The organism is Pantoea sp. USHLN298 (assembly GCF_037149395.1).
GTDB classification, from domain to species: Bacteria; Pseudomonadota; Gammaproteobacteria; order Enterobacterales; family Enterobacteriaceae; genus Pantoea; species Pantoea astica.
On sequence record NZ_JBBCRO010000004.1, the window covers coordinates 407228 to 425719 of the forward strand.

Genomic DNA, 18492 nt, shown 5'->3' on the forward strand with positions numbered 1-18492 from the left:
CAAGGATTTTTCATGTTCGTAGCTTCTGCACTGCTGATTATCGGTTTGCTTTTACTGGCTTATGGTGCCGATCGTCTGGTGTTTAGCGCCTCGATACTCTGTCGATCATTTGGCATTCCGCCGTTAATCATCGGTATGACGGTGGTCAGCATCGGCACGTCGCTGCCCGAGATGATCCTCTCCTTCTCCGCCGCGCAGCATGGCCAGATGGATCTTGCTGTCGGCACCGCGCTCGGCTCGAATATTACCAACATTTTACTGATTCTGGGTGCCGCTGCGTTAATGCATCCGCTCAGCGTACACTCAAACCTGATTCGCCGGGAACTGCCATTAATGCTACTGGTGACGCTGCTCAGTGGTTTTATGCTGTTTGATAATCAGCTAAGCCGACTGGATGGCATCGGGTTGATCGCCATCGCCGCCATTTATCTGATGGTGGTGATCCGCATCGCGCGCAAAGCGGAACGGGATAACAACGATACCCTGACCCGTGAACAGCTGGCGGAACTGCCGCGCGATGAAGGCGGTAATACGGTGGCCTTCCTCTGGCTGGCGGTCGCACTGATTATCCTGCCGATGTCGACGCGGATGGTGATCGACAACGCCACGGTGTTTGCCGACTATTTTGGCGTCAGCGAGCTGGTGATGGGCCTGACGCTGATTGCGGTTGGCACCAGTCTGCCCGAACTGGCGACGGTGATTGCCGGCGCGCTGAAGGGCGAAGATGATATCGCGATCGGTAACCTGATCGGCGCCAACATTTATAATATTGCTATCGTACTGGGCCTGCCGGCGCTGATGCACCCTGGCAGCATCGACTACCACGCTTTCGCCCGCGATTACTGGGTGATGCTGGGCGTCAGCGCCCTGTTCGCCCTGCTCTGCCTGTTACGCCGCCGACGCGTGGGCCGCCGGGCAGGCGCACTTTTACTCTGTGGTTTCTTCGTCTGGGTGACGCTGCTGTGGATGCAGCCCGCGTTTATGGACGGCTAACAAGGACAGACTGACCATGTCATATCAGCAACCGGCAGTTTTTGATTTCCAGCGCGCAGGCAAAGCGGTATTGCGCATTGAGCGTGAAGGCCTTGAGCAGCTCGATCAGTACATTAACGACGATTTTACCCGCGCCTGTAGCCTGATCTACGGCTGCAAAGGGAAAGTGGTGGTAATGGGGATGGGCAAGTCAGGACACATCGGTAAAAAAATGGCGGCCACCTTTGCCAGTACCGGTACGCCAGCCTTTTTCGTCCATCCGGCTGAAGCCAGCCACGGCGATCTCGGTATGGTAAGCCAGAATGATGTGGTGATCGCCATCTCCAACAGCGGCGAGTCGAATGAAATTCTCGCGTTGATTCCGGTGCTGAAGCGGCAGAAGATCACGCTGATCTGCATGACTGGCCGGCCTGAAAGCGCGATGGGTCGGGCGGCCGATGTCCACTTGTGCGTCAGCGTCCCGCAGGAAGCCTGCCCGCTCGGCCTGGCACCCACCAGCAGCACCACCGCCACGCTGGTGATGGGTGATGCGCTGGCCGTTTCGCTGCTGGAAGCGCGCGGTTTTACCGCCGAAGATTTTGCGCTCTCGCATCCCGGCGGCGCGCTGGGGCGTAAACTGCTGCTGCATGTCGCCGATATCATGCACAGCGGCGATGAACTGCCTCACGTCACTCGTGACGCGTCGCTACGCGATGCCCTGCTGGAAATTACCCGCAAAAACCTCGGACTGACGGTCATCGTCGATGATCTGATGAAGATTGAAGGCATTTTTACCGATGGTGACCTGCGCCGCATCTTCGATATGGGTATCGATTTCCAGCACGCTACCATTGGCGAAGTGATGACGCCTGGCGGCATTCGGGTGCGACCTAATATGCTGGCGGTTGAAGCGCTGAACCTGATGCAAACCAAAAACATTACCTCGATCCTGGTCGCCGATGACGACCATCTGCTCGGTGTGGTACATATGCATGACATGCTACGCGCTGGCGTGGTCTGAACAGGAAATGAAAATGCAACAGGCAACTCCCCCGATTGATACCTGCTACGGACCGGTCAGCGCCGAGGTCATGGCCCGCGCCAGCCAGATTCGTCTGCTGATTTGCGACGTCGATGGCGTGATGTCCGACGGGGTGATTTACATGGGCAATAACGGTGAAGAGCTGAAAGCCTTTAATGTGCGGGACGGCTACGGCATACGTTGCCTGCTGACCTCCGATGTGGAAGTGGCTATTATTACAGGCCGTAATGCGCGTCTGATGGAAGATCGCTGTAAAACGCTCGGCATTCGTCATCTTTATCAGGGACAATCGGATAAGCTTTTGGCCTATGGCGAACTTCTGGATAAACTGTCTCTTTCCGATCGGCAGGTCGCCTATATCGGTGATGACCTGATCGACTGGCCGGTGATGGCAAAAGTGGGATTAAGCGTGGCGGTGGCGGATGCACATCCGGTGCTGTTGCCGCGTGCGCACTACGTGACGCGCATTGCTGGCGGACGCGGCGCGGTGCGTGAACTGTGCGATCTTATCTTAATGTCGCAGAACAAATTTGAGGATGCCAAAGGGCAATCAGTATGAGTAAAAGCAGGCGTTGGATGACGCTGATTCTGACCTTGATTGCACTGGTTTTAATCGGCTGGAATCTTACCAATCAGGATGAGAGTACGCCGGTTGCCACCGATGATCAGGCACCGACCTATACCAGTGCGGATTCACACACCGTGGTCTACAACCCACAGGGTGCGCTGTCGTATAAGTTGATCTCCGATAAAGTGACCTATTTTTCGGATCAGGAGATCAGCTGGTTTGATAATCCGGTCATGACGACTTACGACGAAAATAAAGTGCCGACCTGGAAACTCCGTGCGGACAAAGCAAAGCTCACTAAAGATCGTATGCTCTATCTGTATGGTCATGTTGAACTGAACACGCTGACGCAGGATTCTCAGCTTGAACGGGTCAAAACCGACAATGCCCAGATCAATCTTGTCACTCAGGATGTAACCTCTGACGACCAGGTGACGTTATATGGCCGTAGTTTTAACTCCACCGGCATGAAAATGCGCGGCAATTTACGGACAAAAAACGCCGAGTTAATCGAAAAGGTCAAAACTTCTTATGAAATTCAAAATGAACAAAAATAGCCTCAGGTTTTTACTGGCCAGCATGCTGCTGGCGAGCAGCGTACCTGCGCTGGCCCTGACCGGTGACTCGGATAAGCCCGTCAATATTGACTCACAGAACCAGGCGCTGGATCTGCAGGGCAATGTCGCGACCTTTACCGGCAACGTTATCGTCACCCAGGGTTCGATCAAAATCACCGCTGATAAAGTGGTCGTGACCCGTCCGGGCGGCGACAGCAAGAAAACCATCGTCGATGCCTACGGCAATCCGGCTACCTTTTACCAGATGCAGGACAGCGGCAAACCCGTTCAGGGCCACGCGGCAAAACTGCATTATGAACTGGCTAACGACTTTGTAGAGCTGACCGGCAACGCCTTCATTGAGCAGCAGGACAGCAACATCAAAGGCGATCGCATTACCTATCTGGTGAAAGAGCAGAAAATGCAGGCGTACAGCCAGGGCCAGAACAAGCGCGTCACTACAGTGCTGGTGCCATCGCAACTGCAGGATAAAGGTTCGTCCAACAGCGGAAAGAAGAGTAACTGATAGCTATGGCCACATTAATCGCAGAAAACCTGGCGAAGGCATATAAAGGCCGTCGCGTGGTAGAAGATGTCAGTCTGCAGGTAAAGTCCGGCGAGATTGTCGGCCTGCTGGGCCCGAACGGCGCCGGTAAAACCACCACTTTTTACATGGTGGTCGGTATTGTGCCGCGCGACGCAGGCCGCATTATTATTGATGATGAAGATATCAGTATCCTGCCGCTGCACGCCCGCGCGCGCCGCGGTATCGGCTATCTGCCGCAGGAGGCCTCGATTTTCCGTCGCCTCAGCGTCTACGATAACCTGATGGCGGTCCTGCAAATCCGTGACGATCTCACTGAAGAGCAGCGTCAGGATCGCGCCAACGAACTGATGGAAGAGTTTCACATCGAGCACCTGCGCGACAGCATGGGCCAGGCGCTATCCGGCGGTGAACGCCGCCGGGTCGAGATCGCCCGCGCGCTGGCAGCGAACCCCAAATTTATCCTGCTGGATGAGCCGTTTGCCGGTGTTGACCCGATCTCGGTCATCGACATCAAGAAAATCATCGAGCACCTGCGTGACAGCGGTCTGGGCGTATTGATCACCGACCATAACGTGCGCGAAACCTTAGCGGTGTGCGAACGGGCTTATATCGTGAGTCAGGGTCACCTGATCGCGCACGGCACGCCGAATGAAATTCTGGCAGATGAGCAGGTTAAGCGGGTTTATTTGGGTGAAGAGTTCAGACTCTGATAAGGTGTCGTAAATACTGATGTTTACCTGGGAACTACCATCCTGTCTATGAAGCAAGGTTTGCAACTCAGGCTCAGCCAACAGCTGGCGATGACACCGCAGTTGCAGCAGGCGATTCGCCTGCTGCAACTCTCTACGCTTGAACTCCAGCAGGAGTTACAGCTGGCACTGGAAAGTAATCCGCTGCTTGAACAGACCGATCTGCATGAAGAAATCGACTCTCGTGAGGCTCAGGAAGGCGAAGCGCTGGATACCCGTGAAGCGCTTGAGCAGAAAGAGATGCCTGATGAGCTGCCGCTGGATGCGACCTGGGATGAGATTTACACTGCCGGCACGCCGTCAGGCACCGGTACCGATTACCAGGATGATGAATTACCGGTTTATCAGGGTGAGACGACCCAGTCACTGCAGGATTACCTGATGTGGCAGGTTGAACTGACGCCGTTCAGCGATACCGACCGCGCCATTGCCACCTCGATCGTGGATGCGATCGATGACACCGGATACCTCACCGTTTCGCTTGAAGAGATTCTCGACAGCATCGGCAACGATGAGCTTGAGGCCGATGAAGTGGAAGCGGTGCTGAAACGCATTCAGCGCTTTGATCCGATTGGCGTTGGCGCACGCGATCTGCGTGACTGCCTGCTGGTTCAGCTGTCGCAATATGCGCCCGAAACGCCGATGCTGGCGGAAGCCCGGCTAATCGTCAGTGAACATCTGGATCTGCTGGCTAACCACGATTTTCGCAGCCTGATGCGGGTTACGCGCCTTAAAGAAGAGGTGCTGAAAGAGGCGATGCTGTTAATTCAGTCGCTGGACCCGCGTCCCGGTCAGTCGATTAATACCGGCGAACCGGAATATGTCATTCCCGACGTGCTGGTGCGTAAAGTCGGCAACCGCTGGACGGTTGAGCTTAACGCCGACAGCGTTCCGCGCCTGAAAATCAATCAGCAGTATGCCGCCATGAGCGGGGCGACGCGCAACGACAGCGACAGCCAGTTCATTCGCAGTAACCTGCAGGAAGCGCGCTGGCTGATTAAAAGCCTGGAAAGCCGCAACGACACACTGCTGAAGGTGACGCGCTGTATCGTCGAGCAGCAGCAGGCGTTTTTTGAGCAGGGCGAAGAGTACATGCGCCCGATGGTGCTGGCTGATATCGCACAGGCGGTAGAGATGCACGAGTCGACCATTTCCCGCGTGACCACGCAAAAGTATCTGCACAGTCCGCGTGGCATTTTTGAACTGAAGTACTTTTTCTCCAGTCATGTGAATACTGAAGGTGGCGGCGAAGCCTCATCGACGGCGATTCGCGCGCTGGTGAAAAAATTAATCTCGGCGGAAAATCCAGCCAAACCCTTGAGCGACAGTAAACTCACCTCCATGTTATCTGATCAAGGGATCATGGTGGCACGTCGTACCGTCGCCAAATACCGCGAGTCTTTATCCATCCCGCCATCGAACCAGCGTAAACAGCTGGTTTGACAGAAATGAGAAGGAAGACCTATGCAGCTGAACCTTACCGGGCAAAATGTTGAAATCACCGCACCACTGCGCGATTTCGTCAGCGGTAAATTTGCCAAACTGGAACACTATTTCGAACATATCAATCAGGTCTATATTGTCCTGAAGGTCGAGAAGGTCACGCAGGTGGCCGACGCAACGCTTCACATCAACGGTGGCGAGCTGCACGCCACGTCGGAAGCGGAAGATATGTATGCGGCCATCGATGGGCTAATCGACAAGCTTGCCCGTCAGCTGACCAAACACAAAGACAAACTGAAAAAACACTAACCTTCACGCTCGCTAAGCGCGCTCTGCGTGCAGAGCCGACAGTATGGGGCGGATATCCGCCCCGTTTTGTCATCTAAGCAAGCGCCATTCGCTCTCAGCATCATGACAGGCTGAGGGTTAATGACCAGGTTAACTCGCAAGTGAAACGATAATGAACAACGATCTAACACTGGAATTGAGCACAGTGCTTTCGCCCGACTGCACCCGCAGCGGCGTACACTGCCAGAGCAAAAAACGCGCGCTGGAAATTATCAGCGAACTGGCCGCTAAGCAGCTCAACCTGCCGCACCAGACGCTTTTCGAAGCGATCCTCACCCGTGAGCGCATGGGCAGTACCGGCATTGGTAACGGCATTGCCATTCCGCACGGTAAGCTGGAAGAGGATACGCTGCGCGCTGTCGGGGTGTTTATCAGCCTTGAGCAGCCGATAGCGTTTGATGCCGTTGATAATCAGCCGGTAGATCTGTTGTTTGCCCTGCTGGTGCCGGCTGACCAGTGCAAAACTCACCTGCACACCCTTTCACTGGTGGCGAAGCGTCTGGCGGATAAAACCGTCTGCCGCCGTCTGCGCGCCGCGCAGAGTGATGAAGAGCTTTATGCCATTATCACAGAAGGCCAGTCAGAGCAGTAACGCGTCTTTACCGGCTGCGAGCCGGTTTTAAAACGGGAGAGAAGGTCATGGTGCTGATGATCGTGAGCGGTCGGTCAGGCTCGGGGAAGTCAGTGGCGCTGCGCGCGCTGGAAGATATGGGTTTTTACTGCGTCGATAACCTGCCGGTGGTGCTGTTGCCCGAGTTAGCGAACTCGCTGGCGGAACGCAACATCTCGGCAGCGGTGAGTATCGATGTCCGCAACATGCCTGAATCCCCTGAAGTTTTTGAAACCGCGCTGAATAATCTGCCCGACACATTTTCGCCTCAGCTGCTGTTTCTTGATGCCGATCGTAATACCCTGATTCGCCGCTACAGCGATACCCGCCGTCTGCATCCGCTCTCCAGTAAAAACTTATCGCTGGAAAGTGCCATTGATGAAGAGAGCGATCTGCTGGAGCCGCTGCGTTCGCGTGCTGACCTGATCATTGATACCTCAGAGATGTCGGTGCACGAACTGGCGGAGATGCTGCGTACCCGACTGCTGGGCAAGCGTGAACGCGAGCTGACGATGGTGTTTGAGTCGTTTGGCTTCAAGCACGGTATCCCGATTGATGCCGATTATGTGTTTGACGTGCGCTTTCTGCCGAACCCGCACTGGGACCCTAAGCTGCGCCCGATGACGGGCCTCGATCGGCCGGTTGCCGCCTTTCTCGATCGCCATACCGAGGTGCATAACTTCATTTACCAGACCCGCAGTTATCTGGAACTGTGGCTACCGATGCTGGAAACCAACAACCGCAGTTACCTTACTGTCGCTATCGGCTGTACCGGCGGGAAACATCGTTCGGTCTACATTGCCGAGCAGCTGGCGGACTACTTCCGTTCACGCGGCAAGAATGTCCAGTCACGCCACCGTACGTTGGAAAAGCGTAAATCATGACCGTCAGACAAACCGTTGAAATCAAAAATAAGCTGGGCATGCATGCCCGGCCAGCTATGAAATTGTTTGAACTGGTGCAGAGCTTTGATGCTGAAGTGCTGCTACGCAACGAAGCCGGCACCGAAGCCGAAGCCAGCAGCGTGATTGCGCTGCTGATGCTCGATTCGGCACAGGGCGGACATATTGAAATCGAAGCCAGCGGACCGGAAGAGATCCCGGCGCTGGCTGCGGTTATTGAGCTGTTTGAAGCGGGCTTTGATGAAGATTAAGGCTTAATCCAGCCGGTTACGCTGCAGGAAGCCCTCGCCGCCCAGCTGGCGCATCTGACGCAAAATCCACTGCTGGCGCTGCCGTACGTAGCCCGACGGTGCCGCCGCACGGAAACGGATAGGATTAGGCAGCACCGCCGCCAGCAACGCCGCTTCAGCGGCCGTCAGCCGACTGGCTGGCTTGTGGAAATAGCGCTGTGACGCTGCCTCCACGCCAAACACCCCTGGCCCGAACTCGGCGATATTCAGATAGACGGTTAAAATACGTCGCTTGGTCCAGACCGTCTCAATGCCCACCGTCAGGCCCGCCTCCAGCCCTTTACGAATCCAGCTGCGTCCATCCCACAGAAACAGATTTTTAGCCGTTTGCTGCGACAGGGTTGAGGCACCACGCATCCGGCTATCACTGTTATCCAGTACCGACTCAATCGCCGCGACATCAAAACCCCAGTGAGTCGGGAATTTTTGATCTTCAGAAGCAATCACCGCTAATTCCATCCAGGGAGAAATATCATCGTGCCCGACCCAGTCCGAATGGGCCACATAGCTGAAGTCTCCGCGCAACCAGGCGCCCAGCTGACGCTCAACCATCACTGCCGAGAACGGCACTGGCAAAAATGAAAACAGCAAAATGCCCGCCAGCCAAATCCCCAGCCACGCCAGAATGAGTCGGATAGCAATCCGCTTAATACGTTGCCCGACGCTTCCTTTATGCTTACTCATGCAATCTTCCCATACTTGTTTCAGGCGTTAATCAATTACTCGCGTAATCAGTGCGTAGTAAAACCATTTATCGCCGTTTTCGGTGAAAATGGCCGTGCGGTTTCCAGACTTCGGGCCGCTATTTTGCATTAAAAAGCTGCAACAGATCGAAATAGTTCAAGCACTTCCGTAAAAAAGGAATCGGTTCCATTCCTCAGCATTGCTTAGCACCTTTCCAGATAAACGCTTATTAATTGGTGATAAGCATTAATTTGAATCATTTACCATGCTTAACTATCCTGTTTTTCTGGCTTCGATATTTTTCATTGATTGCCTACGATTATTCGCATAATGCATCAATTTTTCGCCACTACCTCCCGGCTGGCATGGCTGAGTTGCTTAACTTATGACCCGCCCTGACGGTCGGGGATGGCGGTCAGCAGCCTGAAGAAGCGAAATCTTTTTTTCCTTTCCAAAACGTTTTGGATAAATCGCGCCATTTTGCACCCCCGCCGAGTAATATCAGCGCGTTAGCAGTGCAGATCCGCCTGACAGAGCGGCGGCTTCGCCTGACCCCTTCCCCCGGTCTGTCGCTGCCGTCCGGGCGCGTTAAAAGCGCGCAAAAAGCGGGAGAACTGATTAAAATTACCGCAATGCAACGCAGAAAATGATTCCTTACTTGACTGTGTTGCCAAATTAATGTTTTCTGTATTTAAACGCTGCTCAACATCACACATTTTAATGAATCTTGTAACACGTTAAGATGAATTTGCTAAGGTGATGGCAGAGTTAACCAATACCATGCGGCTGCATTTATTACTCAAAGCATAGCAGCCGCTACTTTTTCCCTGGTGTTGGCGCAGTATTCGCGCACCCCGGCCTCGGCTGGGGTCATTTTTTTCTGGCGGATGAAACTTCCTGTTCCGCTACCCAGTCGCGCAGCACCTGCACATCATGTCGCCACTCCTGCTTCAGCTCATCAATCCATTCGACGACGTTATCCCACCAGGCTGGCAGTTCCGGGCTCTGGATCTGTTTTGCCAGCAGTTGCAGATGCTGTAACCCCACCGATCCCGCCGCGCCTTTGATTTTGTGACCCTCTTCAGCGATGCCTTTCTGGTCGCGCGCCATCAGATTAGATTCCAGCACCTCCAGGTAACCCGGCATCATCTTTTCAAACATCGTCAGGCTTTGGGTAATCAGGCTCGGCCCGACCAGTTCGAGATACTGTTCCAGCATCGGGATATCCAGCAGCATCTGACTGTTATCCGCCTCGTCGAGGACTGTCTCATCCTCCGGCTCCGCCTGGTAGTCCCAGAACTTTTTGATCATCGCCGTCAGCGCCGGCACGGCCAGCGGCTTGCTGAGCACATCATCCATTCCGGCATCGAAATACTCTTTTTTGTCCTTCAGCACGTTGGCGGTCAGCGCCACCAGCGGCGGCAGATGCACACCCAGATGCTGCTGGCGAATCGCCCGTGACACATCCAGCCCGGTCATGTCGGGTAGCTGAATATCCAGCAGCACCAGATCAAACTCCAGCGGGTCAAACATCGCCAGCGCGTCGCTGCCGGTCATCGCCACCTCTACGCTGCAGCCCAGCTTCTCCAGCACCGAGCGCGCCACAATGACGTTCAGTTCAATATCTTCGACCAGCAGAACGTGCAGCGCCGGTAAAGGCAGGCTGTCATCTACGCCTTCATCTTCGACCTCTTCCGCAATGCGTGGTGCTTTAACCTCTACGGTGAAGCATGAGCCCTGCCCCGGCGCACTTTGCACCCGGATATCGCCGCCCATCGCCTGTGCCAGCCGGCGTGATACCGCCAGACCAATACCGGTGCCGGTCGCCGGTTTGCCGCCGTGCTGATCCTTGACCTGGTAATACATGGCGAAAATCTTGTCCTGCTCCTCCTGGCGGATACCCATGCCGGAATCCTGTACCTCAAAGCGCAGCATCTCATCCTGCCCATACGCCACCCGCACCACGATCTCGCCCTGCTGGGTAAACTTCACGGCGTTGCCAATCAGGTTCCACAGGATCTGTCGCAGTCGGGTGCCGTCGGTGGAGATCATGTGCGGCAGCGGCAGCGCCGGCGCGAGCACAAACTTCAGCCCTTTTGGTTGCGCCAGCAGCCCGGACAGGTTCTCTAAATCGGCGAGGAAGCTGGTGAAGTCGAGCGGCTGATTGTCCAGCTGCACTTTACGCCGCTCAATTTTGTCGACCTCAATCACGTCATTGAAGATGTTGCCCAGCGTGATGGCCGAAACATGAATGGTTTTCAGGTACTTCAGCTGTTCCTGATTCAGATCGGTATCGAGCAGAATGCGGCTCAGCCCGACTATGCCGTTAAGCGGCGTACGCAGCTCGTGGCTGATGGTTGAGATAAAGGTGGTCTTTTCCCGGCTGGCGTTCTCTAACGCGTCCTGGTAGCGCTTACGCTCGGTAATATCGCGGCCAAACCCCATCAGTCCACTGCGTTTGCCAACGCGGTCGTAATAAGGCACTTTGCGGATCTCAAAACAGGCTTTGCGCCCGTCAGGGTATTGCAGCCACTGTTCATAAGTCAGCGAGACGTTATGACGGAACACTTTCTCATCGGTTTCCAGCACTTTGGTGGCCGCTTCATCATCGTAGATATCGCGCGGCGTCAGGCCAATCAGCTGCTTTTCGCTTTTGCCGGTCAGCAGTTCCATCGCGCGGTTACAGCCTGAGAACTGCTTGTCGATGTTGCGGTAGAAGACCAGATCCGGCGAGGCATCGAGGAATGAGCGCAGAAAAGAGGATTGCTGCTCCAGCTCTATCTGTGCCTGTTCGCGCCGCGTCACTTCCTCGCGCAGCTTGTCCATCACCTGTTCACGCGCCTGCTCCGCCTTTTTACGGTCGGTGATCTCCTGATTGAGCTGCGTGATGGTCTCTTTCATCTGCTGATTCAGTTCCAGGTCGCGGGTACGCATCTCTTCCAGCTTGTCCACCAGCCGCGCCAGCCGCTGTCGCGACTCTTCCAGTTGATCGACCACCACCGACAGAAAATAGACCGCCCACGGCGTGATCAGCAGCCCGAAGAACACCGATCGCACCATATCGATGCTCTCGACGTGGCCGCGCAGCACCATGGTGACTGCCATCTGGACAATCATCGCCAGCACCACCAGTGCCGAGGCCAGCAGCAGCGAGAACCGCACCAGGCCGAGCTTCACCATCAAATCAACGTAATATTGCGCCAACAGCCGAATTTGTTTCATAAAAACTCCCTGGAAGAGAAACAGGCTCATGATAGCGTAATTCGGGCTGCGCCGTCGCAGCCGCGCAAGGGAAGATAAGCGATGTAGTGCGCTTTTATGGTGCATCGGCCTTACCGATCGACGACGTTTATGACAACAGGATTAAAACCCTTGACTGATTGTGCCAAATGAATAATCTGTAAGGCCGCCGCTGAAACGGCAAATCCTCCGCACGGTGTTTTTTCAATCTCCTGGCAACGCTCAGTTGTACAGGCTGACCCCATTTAATGAATACTCATTCATCTTTAATGATGTTTTAAGCATATCCATCCTGATTAATTTTTCTTATAACCCTGCGCTGTTTCATTCAAATATACGGACATAAGAAAAACAGATACATCCTGCGCATCAGCGGTACTGAACAGCATTTAATGCTGTTAAAGACCGACTCACCAGCATGGTGCAGAGATTGGACGGCTGCACTACAGTGAGTCAGTTCACATTTATCGACCGATCGCGAGGGGCTAAAGTAAGACAATTTAAACCCTATAACCCTTTAAATTCATATAGTTATCGTGATAAACGGCACAATAAGCCCGTCTGCCCGCCTCATTTGACCTGATTACGCTTTCCCGATAAGTTGGAAATCCGCTGAAAGCTTTCCTGACGGGCCAGTGTCTCGGCATATCTATGCAACAAGAAGACTCCCGCGTGGTTTAAGTCATCTCCTTTAAGAGACCGGAAATCGAAGAGCAGCTCAATTAAGGACGTTTCACCGATGTCTGGAGAGAAATGCTCAGGGTTATGACGCGCGCTCGACAGAGCATGGCGATGAAAATGAAGTGCGCCTCAGTTGCGCTAAGACCCTGAAACAGTGCAGGTAATGTCAAAAGCAGTTTAAGGAGACCCTCAATGTCCACTAACAAACCTCATTCCTATGGCTTGTATGACCCAACAGCAGGCAGTGATAGCTGTGGTGTAGGTTTCATAACGCGTAAGGACGGCGAGCAGACCCATGAGATTCTGCAGATGGCGCATAGCGCCCTCTGTACCGTACCGCATCGTGGCGGCATGTCGGCGGAAGGCGTAGGCGATGGCGCCGGCGTTAACGTCGATCTCTCCCTGCATTTCTTCCGTAAAATCACCGGCCAGCCGCTGGAAGCGGGCCGCTTTGGCGTCGGCAACTTCTTTGTGCCGAAAGATGCCGAACTGCGTGCGAATGCAGAACGTCTGGTCGATGAAACGCTGAGCAGCTTTAACCTGCCGGTGATCATGAAACGTGACATGCCGCTCGACAGCAGCGTGACGCGTCCGGCGGCAGTGCAGTTCCAGCTACCGATTCTGCAGTGGATTTTCACCGCACCTCAGGACGTGGTCGATCAAAACGACTTCGAACAACGCATTTACCGCGCCCTGTTAACCATCGAAGCGCGTGCCTTTACCGAAAGCGAATTTGGCGGTCTCTATCCGCTGTCGCTCTCCTCGCGCACTCAGGTATTCAAAGCGCGTCTGAATTCCAATGAAGTCATCCCTTACTTCAAAGATCTGACCGATCCCGATCATCAGGTGCGCGGGCTGTTTTTCCATACCCGCTTCTCGACCAACACCGATCCGCATACCACCATGGCGCAGCCGTTCCGCCTGATGGCGCACAACGGTGAACTGAATACCGACCGTAAAAACCGCATCGCCGAGTCGGCACTGGCGCTGGCGCGCGGCAAGAAAATTGTGCGGCCGAAAGGCCAGTCGGACAGCTCGCGTCTCGACCAGAGCATCCATAGCCGTCTGATGGAAGATAACCTTGACCTGATCACCGCCGTAGTCTCGATGATGCCGCCCGCCTGGGAAAACGACAGCTCGCTGTCGCCACAGGTGCGCGACATGCTGGAATACTTCTCGCTGTATGAAGAGAAGAACGACGGCCCGGCGGCATTAATCTTCGGTAATGGCGAAGTGATTGGCGCGCGTCTCGACCGTCTTGGCCTGCGTCCGCTGCGCTCGGTGGAAACCGCGGAATATATCGGCGCGATGTCCGAAGCGGGCCAGATCGCCTTCCCACCGGAAAGCGTGCTGCGTCGCGGCCGTATCGAAGCGGGCGGAATGCTCTATTTCGATCATCGCGAAAAACGCAGCTACACCACGGTGCAGGCGCTGGAAAAACTGGCGGCCGAAAAAGATTATCCGGCGCTGCTGCGTGAAGCGCGCGTCGGACTGGAAGATCTGCCAGAGATCCCGGCCGAGCAGCAGGGTTCGCCGCTGCGCTATCGCGGTGACCTGAAAACCTATCAGCGCTTTGTGGCCTACTACTACAACCAGGAAAGCTTCAAGTTCATGATGGACCCGATGCTGAACACCGGCGCCGAGAAGATCTCAGCGATGGGTTACGGCAACGCGATTAACGGTCTGTCCGATCATGAAGGCGGCATGGCGCACTATTTCTCTCAGCGCTTCGCCCAGGTGACTAACCCGCCGCTCGACTCTATCCGTGAAGTGGATGGCATGACGCTGCGGGTCGCGCTGGGTGCTAAACCGCATCTCGGCCGCAGCAAAGGTCGTCAGATCGTGGTGCCTTCGCCAATTCTCAGCCACCTCGATATGCTGCGTTTACGCGAGCAGACCATCGCACCTTATGCCCGCTTTGAGATGCTCTATGAGCCGGTGATTGGCAAAGATCTGTTGAGCACCACGGCTAACGCCAACGCGCTGGAAAAGGCGATTGACGATCTGGCGCAGCAGGTGGTCGATTTCGCCCGCAGCCAGGGCGGCATCGCGGTCCTGACCGATCGCCACATCTCCTCTAAGCAGGCGGCGATTCCGATGCTGCTGGTGGTCTCTGCCATCAACCAGCGTCTGGTGCAGGAAGGCCTGCGTCTGGATGTTTCGCTGGTAGTTGAGAGCGGCCAGAGCATTTCGTCGCACCACATTGCCGCCACGCTGGGCTTCGGTGCCTCGGCTATCTATCCACTCGGTGTGCAGATGCGCGCCGAAGAGAAGTTCGGTGAAGGCGAAGAAGGCAACAAAGCTTTTAAACGCTATGCCAAAGCGGCTGAAAAAGCGCTGATGAAAACCATGGGCAAAGTGGGTCTCTGTACCGTTGAAAGCTACAGCAGCGGTGAGTTCTTTGAGCCAAACTTCCTCAACACTGACGATCCGGTGCTGAAAAAGTATTTCCCGAATATCAAAACCCCGGTTGGCGGCGCTGGTTTCGCCACCATCGCTCAGATGGCGGTCGACTGGCATCAGAGCGCGCTGAAGATTCAGGGCGAATCTGAAGTGCCGTTGCTTGGTCTGTTTAAAGAGCGTGCCGAAGGCGCGGGCCACTCGTATGGCACCATCGCGGTACGTACCTTTATTGATATGACCGAAGAGCCGATCCGCTTTGCCAATAAAGCGCGTGAAGAGGATAACTTTATCCGCCTGATGACGCTGGCGAAGCTCGACAATGCCTTTGGCATCAAGCCAGAAACCTTTAAAGACAGCAGCTTCGAGCGCATCCCGGATGAGGTGATCAACAATTTCGCCATCACCGCCGATTACCGTCAGTTCTCCAGCCTGATGTACGAAGAACGTAAGCGTCGCCCGGCGGCACTGCGCGATATTCTGACTTTCCCGGCTGACCTGACCCACATCGACAGTGAAGCGGAGTTCCGCCGCAAGCTGGGCCGTTATTCACTGACCAACAACGGCTTTGCGATCCGCGGCCTGGTCTGTGAAGCGGTGGATGGCAGCCTGAATCACTTTATGCTGCGCCTGACCGATGCGATCGCCGGCCTGAAGCCAGAGCCAGAGCGTCTGCAGAACCTGTCGCGCGCGCTGAAATTCCGCTTTAACGACGATATCGAGAGCAGTGAAGTGGTCGACGGTGGTCTGAAAGTGACCGCTTACGGCAAAGCGGCCGATTATCTGTCGCGTATTTTCACTACCCTGCCGTCACTGCCGCTGAGTGAGGTGCAGCCCGCCTGTGAAATCACCCGGACCTTTGCGTCCGGTGCGATGAGTCACGGTGCGCTGGTCGCGCCAGCCCATGAAGCCGTCGCGCATGGCACCAACATGGTTGGCGGCATGAGTAACTGCGGTGAAGGTGGCGAACACTACTCACGTCACGGCACCATCCGCGCATCACGCATCAAACAGCTGGCGTCGGGTCGCTTCGGCGTCTGGGCAGCCTATCTGGCCGATCCAATGCTGGAAGAGCTGGAGATTAAAATTGGTCAGGGCGCGAAGCCTGGCGAAGGCGGCCAGTTACCGGCTGCTAAAGTCACGGTGGAAATTGCCGCCGCCCGTGGCGGTACGCCTGGCGTCGAGCTGGTCTCGCCGCCACCGCATCACGACACCTATTCGATTGAAGATCTGGCGCAGCTGATCCATGACTGTAAAGCCGCTCGAGTACGGGTCATCGTTAAGCTGGTCTCGTCGGAAGGCATCGGCACCATCGCGGTTGGCGTGGCCAAAGCGGGCGCAGACATCATCAACGTGGCTGGCAACACCGGCGGCACCGGTGCCGCTTCCGTTACCAGCCTGAAATATACCGGCCGCGTGGCGGAAATCGGCATCGCGGAAGTGCATCAGGCGCTGTGCGCCAATGGCCTGCGTGACAAAGTGCTGCTGCGTTGTTCGGGTGCCCAGCAAACCGGCAGCGACGTGGTGAAATCCGCGCTGCTGGGCGGCGACAGTTTTGAATTTGGCACCACTGCCCTGATGATGCTGAAATGCGTGATGGCGAAAAACTGTAACGTCAAATGCCCGGCAGGCTTAACCACTAACGCCGAAGCCTTTGATGGCGATCCACGCCAGCTGGCGCAGTATTTCCTCAATGTTGCGCATGAAGTGCGTGAGATTCTGGCCCGTATGGGCCTGCGTTCGCTGCGTGAAGCCCGTGGCCGCTCTGACCTGCTGCACCTGATGGATCACCCGCTGGAAGTGGGCAAGCTCGATTTACGCGCCATGCTGACCGTGGTGCCGGAGCTGAAAATCGAACATCCGGTTTATCTGGAAAAAGATTTCGAGCTGGATGATGGCTGGGTTGAGCAGCTGAAACTGGTGCTGGTTGAACAGCGTCAGCCAGAGATTACGCTGGGCGATAACGTGGTGCTCAACAACCGCAATAAGAGCGTGGGCGGCCAGCTGGCGATCGATATTGAGCGGATGCTGAACCATCAGCTGAGCGCAGAGCAACTGCAGGCGATGCCAGCGGTGCTGGCGGACGATCGTGGCCGTCACTATCTGGCACCGGAAAGCGTGAAAATTTCCACTTCCGGTTCTGCCGGTCAGTCGTTTGGTGCCTTCTGCAACGATGGTATGCAGATGCGGCACTACGGCACCTGTAACGACGGCGTCGGCAAAGGACAGTGTGGCGGTGAACTGGTGGTGATGTCGCCAGGCGGCGGCGCACAGGATGGCGATGGCAACGTGCTGATCGGCAACTTCGCCCTGTTTGGTGCCACCGGTGGACGTCTGTTTGTCCAGGGTCAGGCGGGTGACCGTTTCGCGGTGCGTAACTCCGGTGCCACAGCAGTGGTTGAAGGGGTTGGCGATTTCTGCTGCGAATACATGACCAACGGTGCCATCCTTAACCTGGGTACCTTCGGTAAAGGATTTGGTAACGGCATGAGCGGCGGGTTCGCCTATCAGTACGATCCCTATGGCTCACTGGCCAGCCACGCTGCCGGCGATTCGGTGCTGTTTGGTTCGATTGCCGATCAGGATGAGATGGCCCAGGTCCACAAGCAGGCGGTGCTGACCATGCTGAACTGGCATCTGGAAGCGACCCAATCGCCGCGTGCGGCGTGGCTGCTGGAGAACTGGGAAACCGAGTGTCACCACTTCGTCTATGTTATGCCGCGCTCGCTGCTGCTCTACCAGGATGGCGGTGAAATCCTGAAAGCGAAAACGCGCAAAGATCTGCTGGAAGAGCTGTCGACAGCGCTGGCGGGTCATCAGGTGGCGAAGTTTAAAGCCGCATGGCGTCAGGGGAAAACCATCGCCAACGGCGCGGTACCGGCTTACGGTGCCACCGACACGCTGGAAATGTATGTCCTGCTCAACAACTACACCGTGCTGAGCTTCGCGCAGCAACTGGCGCTGGGCAAATTGCCGAAAGGGACACCGGTTGAAGATCCGGCGGTTGAAAAAGCCGTGCGCAACCTGCTGATGACCGAAGATTTTTCACTGGTCAGCAAGCTGCAACGCCATGCCCGTTCAGCCATTGAAAGCTACACCGACGATGAGCTGGCCAGCCTGATCGGTACCAAACGGATGTCAGATTACAAAGCCGCGTTAACGCAGCGTAACATCCGTTCGATGGACAGCCTGGCGACCTATGGCTGGATTATGTATCAGGATGCCTGTAACCGTGAAGTGCTGGGACATCTGCCTGATTTTGAAGAGCTGTTTGCCCGTGCGGCACTGCCTGAAATTGCCGCAGCGGTGGGTAAACTGTCCTGACAGGACGGCCGACCTGAGTGAACGTGAATATTATTAATTGATATTATCCGGATTAAGCGTGGTAACGCGCAGCAGAAGGTCCGCCCTCTCCGCCGCCGACTCTGGCGGTGGAGAAACCGGACCGGCTTCCTGCGA

The 18492-nt window shown here is 55.5% G+C and carries 14 protein-coding genes; 12 read left to right on the top strand and 2 right to left on the bottom strand.

The window, feature by feature from the left end; genetic code table 11:
* Positions 1 to 12 precede the first annotated feature (12 nt).
* The 11 genes from WFK59_RS12820 (at position 13) to npr (ending at position 7989) form a co-directional block, all read left to right on the top strand.
* The gene (locus WFK59_RS12820) at positions 13 to 993 is read left to right on the top strand and encodes a calcium/sodium antiporter (RefSeq protein WP_336755943.1); all 981 of its coding nucleotides are present in this window, start codon (positions 13 to 15) and stop codon (positions 991 to 993) included.
* A gap of 16 nt (positions 994 to 1009) precedes the next feature.
* Positions 1010 to 1993, top strand: a complete 984-nt coding sequence (gene kdsD / locus WFK59_RS12825) for an arabinose-5-phosphate isomerase KdsD (protein ID WP_233985484.1) — start codon at positions 1010 to 1012, stop codon at positions 1991 to 1993.
* Positions 1994 to 2006: 13 nt separating this feature from the next.
* On the top strand, positions 2007 to 2573 hold the full coding sequence (kdsC, locus tag WFK59_RS12830; protein ID WP_233985485.1) for a 3-deoxy-manno-octulosonate-8-phosphatase KdsC: 567 nt from the start codon (positions 2007 to 2009) through the stop codon (positions 2571 to 2573).
* Positions 2570 to 3139: an LPS export ABC transporter periplasmic protein LptC gene (gene lptC, locus WFK59_RS12835; protein ID WP_233985486.1), complete on the top strand. Its 570-nt coding sequence runs from the start codon at positions 2570 to 2572 to the stop codon at positions 3137 to 3139. The genes kdsC and lptC overlap by 4 nt, the downstream gene beginning before the upstream one ends.
* Positions 3114 to 3665: a lipopolysaccharide ABC transporter substrate-binding protein LptA gene (lptA, locus tag WFK59_RS12840; protein WP_233985487.1), complete on the top strand. Its 552-nt coding sequence runs from the start codon at positions 3114 to 3116 to the stop codon at positions 3663 to 3665. The genes lptC and lptA overlap by 26 nt, the downstream gene beginning before the upstream one ends.
* A 5-nt stretch (positions 3666 to 3670) precedes the next feature.
* Positions 3671 to 4396 (top strand): LPS export ABC transporter ATP-binding protein, encoded by a 726-nt coding sequence (gene lptB / locus WFK59_RS12845; protein ID WP_031375449.1) that lies wholly within the window; start codon positions 3671 to 3673, stop codon positions 4394 to 4396.
* 48 nt (positions 4397 to 4444) lie between these two features.
* Complete coding sequence (gene rpoN, locus WFK59_RS12850) at positions 4445 to 5878, top strand: RNA polymerase factor sigma-54 (protein ID WP_233985488.1); 1434 nt, start codon at positions 4445 to 4447, stop codon at positions 5876 to 5878.
* Positions 5879 to 5899: 21 nt separating this feature from the next.
* Positions 5900 to 6187, top strand: a complete 288-nt coding sequence (gene hpf / locus WFK59_RS12855; RefSeq protein WP_031375450.1) for a ribosome hibernation promoting factor — start codon at positions 5900 to 5902, stop codon at positions 6185 to 6187.
* A gap of 151 nt (positions 6188 to 6338) precedes the next feature.
* Positions 6339 to 6818 carry a PTS IIA-like nitrogen regulatory protein PtsN gene (gene ptsN / locus WFK59_RS12860; RefSeq protein WP_031375451.1) on the top strand — a complete coding sequence of 160 codons (480 nt, stop codon included), beginning with the start codon at positions 6339 to 6341 and terminating at the stop codon, positions 6816 to 6818.
* Between the two features lie 47 nt (positions 6819 to 6865).
* Positions 6866 to 7720 (top strand): RNase adapter RapZ, encoded by an 855-nt coding sequence (rapZ, locus tag WFK59_RS12865; protein ID WP_094122240.1) that lies wholly within the window; start codon positions 6866 to 6868, stop codon positions 7718 to 7720.
* Positions 7717 to 7989, top strand: a complete 273-nt coding sequence (gene npr / locus WFK59_RS12870; RefSeq protein WP_094122239.1) for a PTS phosphocarrier protein NPr — start codon at positions 7717 to 7719, stop codon at positions 7987 to 7989. The genes rapZ and npr overlap by 4 nt, the downstream gene beginning before the upstream one ends.
* A gap of 3 nt (positions 7990 to 7992) precedes the next feature.
* Here the strand turns inward: npr and mtgA are convergent, their stop codons facing one another.
* Both mtgA and arcB read right to left on the bottom strand, forming a co-directional pair.
* Positions 7993 to 8712, bottom strand: coding sequence for a monofunctional biosynthetic peptidoglycan transglycosylase (gene mtgA / locus WFK59_RS12875; RefSeq protein ID WP_336755944.1), 720 nt, complete (start codon positions 8710 to 8712; stop codon positions 7993 to 7995).
* A gap of 870 nt (positions 8713 to 9582) precedes the next feature.
* Positions 9583 to 11934, bottom strand: coding sequence for an aerobic respiration two-component sensor histidine kinase ArcB (gene arcB, locus WFK59_RS12880; RefSeq protein WP_336755945.1), 2352 nt, complete (start codon positions 11932 to 11934; stop codon positions 9583 to 9585).
* Between the two features lie 891 nt (positions 11935 to 12825).
* Here arcB and WFK59_RS12885 point away from each other — a divergent pair.
* Positions 12826 to 18357, top strand: a complete 5532-nt coding sequence (locus tag WFK59_RS12885; RefSeq protein ID WP_336755946.1) for a glutamate synthase-related protein — start codon at positions 12826 to 12828, stop codon at positions 18355 to 18357.
* Positions 18358 to 18492 lie beyond the last annotated feature (135 nt).

Bases quoted from the DNA above. Each gene is read 5' to 3' on its own strand.
- WFK59_RS12820 (WP_336755943.1), top strand. From the start codon at position 13: ATGTTCGTAGCTTCTGCACTGCTGATTATCGGTTTGCTTTTACTGGCT.
- kdsD (WP_233985484.1), top strand. From the start codon at position 1,010: ATGTCATATCAGCAACCGGCAGTTTTTGATTTCCAGCGCGCAGGCAAA.
- kdsC (WP_233985485.1), top strand. From the start codon at position 2,007: ATGCAACAGGCAACTCCCCCGATTGATACCTGCTACGGACCGGTCAGC.
- lptC (WP_233985486.1), top strand. From the start codon at position 2,570: ATGAGTAAAAGCAGGCGTTGGATGACGCTGATTCTGACCTTGATTGCA.
- lptA (WP_233985487.1), top strand. From the start codon at position 3,114: ATGAAATTCAAAATGAACAAAAATAGCCTCAGGTTTTTACTGGCCAGC.
- lptB (WP_031375449.1), top strand. From the start codon at position 3,671: ATGGCCACATTAATCGCAGAAAACCTGGCGAAGGCATATAAAGGCCGT.
- rpoN (WP_233985488.1), top strand. From the start codon at position 4,445: ATGAAGCAAGGTTTGCAACTCAGGCTCAGCCAACAGCTGGCGATGACA.
- hpf (WP_031375450.1), top strand. From the start codon at position 5,900: ATGCAGCTGAACCTTACCGGGCAAAATGTTGAAATCACCGCACCACTG.
- ptsN (WP_031375451.1), top strand. From the start codon at position 6,339: ATGAACAACGATCTAACACTGGAATTGAGCACAGTGCTTTCGCCCGAC.
- rapZ (WP_094122240.1), top strand. From the start codon at position 6,866: ATGGTGCTGATGATCGTGAGCGGTCGGTCAGGCTCGGGGAAGTCAGTG.
- npr (WP_094122239.1), top strand. From the start codon at position 7,717: ATGACCGTCAGACAAACCGTTGAAATCAAAAATAAGCTGGGCATGCAT.
- mtgA (WP_336755944.1), bottom strand. From the start codon at position 8,712: ATGAGTAAGCATAAAGGAAGCGTCGGGCAACGTATTAAGCGGATTGCT.
- arcB (WP_336755945.1), bottom strand. From the start codon at position 11,934: ATGAAACAAATTCGGCTGTTGGCGCAATATTACGTTGATTTGATGGTG.
- WFK59_RS12885 (WP_336755946.1), top strand. From the start codon at position 12,826: ATGTCCACTAACAAACCTCATTCCTATGGCTTGTATGACCCAACAGCA.